This window comes from Pseudomonas sp. P5_A2_2 (assembly GCF_054177685.1).
In genome coordinates, this window is sequence record NZ_JBGCUL010000997.1 from 1 (window position 1) to 1,597 (window position 1,597).

The 1,597-nt window shown below is 55.9% G+C and carries 1 pseudogene; it reads right to left on the reverse strand.

The annotated features are described in order from the left end of the window. Window positions 1–106: 106 nt before the first annotated feature. Window positions 107–1,480, reverse strand: a pseudogene (locus ACXRVY_RS28165) (transposase). Window positions 1,481–1,597: the final 117 nt, after the last annotated feature.

Genomic DNA, 1,597 nt, shown 5'->3' on the forward strand with positions numbered 1-1,597 from the left:
CCTACTCACCACATTGAGTGGTTTCTCGGCCCTTCGTTGACCTTTGTTGACCTTTGTTGCTTTGTTATTGGGTTAATTTGAGGTTTTTGGCTTAGTGCAGGCGCACCTATCCTGGGGCAGGCGGCCCTTGAGATGTAAGTTTGGCCAGTCGACGCAAGTTCTGTACCGCAGCCGCCAGCGTGAACTCATCGGACGCGCCACTCATGCCACGTAGTCGCAAGCGATCCAGTTTCAGGATGCGCTTGAGGTGGGCAAACAACATTTCGACCTTCTTACGTTCGTGGCGAGAGCGCACGTACTCCGGCGTCGCCGCGATGCGTCGAGCCACATCACGAGCGGCTTCATGGACGCTGCGGACGATCTTGCGAATCGAAGTGTTCGGGCAGCACTTGGCTTTCATCGGACATGTCGCGCAGTCGGTCTGTCTGGATCGGAAGATGATGGTGTTGGCTTTTGTGACGTGCGAACGCTCGTTTTTGAAGGCTCGCCATTCGCTGCGTAATACGTTGCCGGCTGGGCAGCGGTATTCCTCGGCCTCTTCATTCCAGTGGAAATCGTTACTCGAAAAGCTGTCGTTCTTGCTCTCAGTTTTGTCCCACACCGGCACATGTGGTTCGATGTCTTTTTCCTCCACCATCCAGGCTAGCATCGGCGCGGTACCGTAAGCGGTGTCGCCAATGAGGCGTTCCGGCTTGATGTCGAACTGCGCTTCGACCCGATCGGTCATCGTCTTGGTGCTCTCAACTTCTGCGGTTCAATGAGCCGGTGTGGGTTCCACATCCATGATCACGCCGTGCTCGGTATCGATCAGATAATTCGTGGAGTAAGCGTAGAACGCTGGGCCACCTGGTGCTGCGGTCCAGCGGGCTTGAGGATCAGTCAGCGATAGGCGCTTCGGTAGCGTTTCGGCCAGAGCCTCTTCATCGAGCGCCTCAAGATACTCACGCACGGCGCGGGTGCTCAGGGCCGGATCGCTCCAGTTGACCTGTTCATCACCCGGTACACCGCGCTGCCGGCTGGCATCCGCTTTGATGATGCTGGCGTCCACGGCAAAGCCTTCACCTTTGACCAAGCCTGCGTCCATGCAACGACGCAGCACTTCATTGAACAGCCAGCGAAAGAGATCGCTGTCCCGAAAACGGCCGTGTCGGTTTTTGGAAAAGGTCGAGTGATTGGGGACTTCATCTTCAAGGCTTAACCGGCAGAACCAGCGATACGCCAGGTTCAAATGAGCCTCTTCGCACAACCGCCGCTCTGAGCGAATGCCGTAGCAATAGCCCACGATCAGCATGCGAATCATCAGTTCAGGATCAATCGACGGACGCCCGATCGGGCTATAAAAATCGGCGAGGTAATGGCGCAGGTCGCTCAGATCGAGACACCGATCAATGCTGCGCAGAAGGTGATTGGCTGGAATGTGATCTTCAAGGTTGAACGAGTAAAACAGCCGATCCTGCCCACTCGATAACTGTCCCATCATGCTGCGTGCTTCCCTGCTGGCCAATGCAGATATTTTGCCGCAGGCCAGATAGGGGAGCTACTTTTTCAACAGAATCGGCCGTTCTCTGCCGATCATGGTTACAAAGCGTGCTGGTCA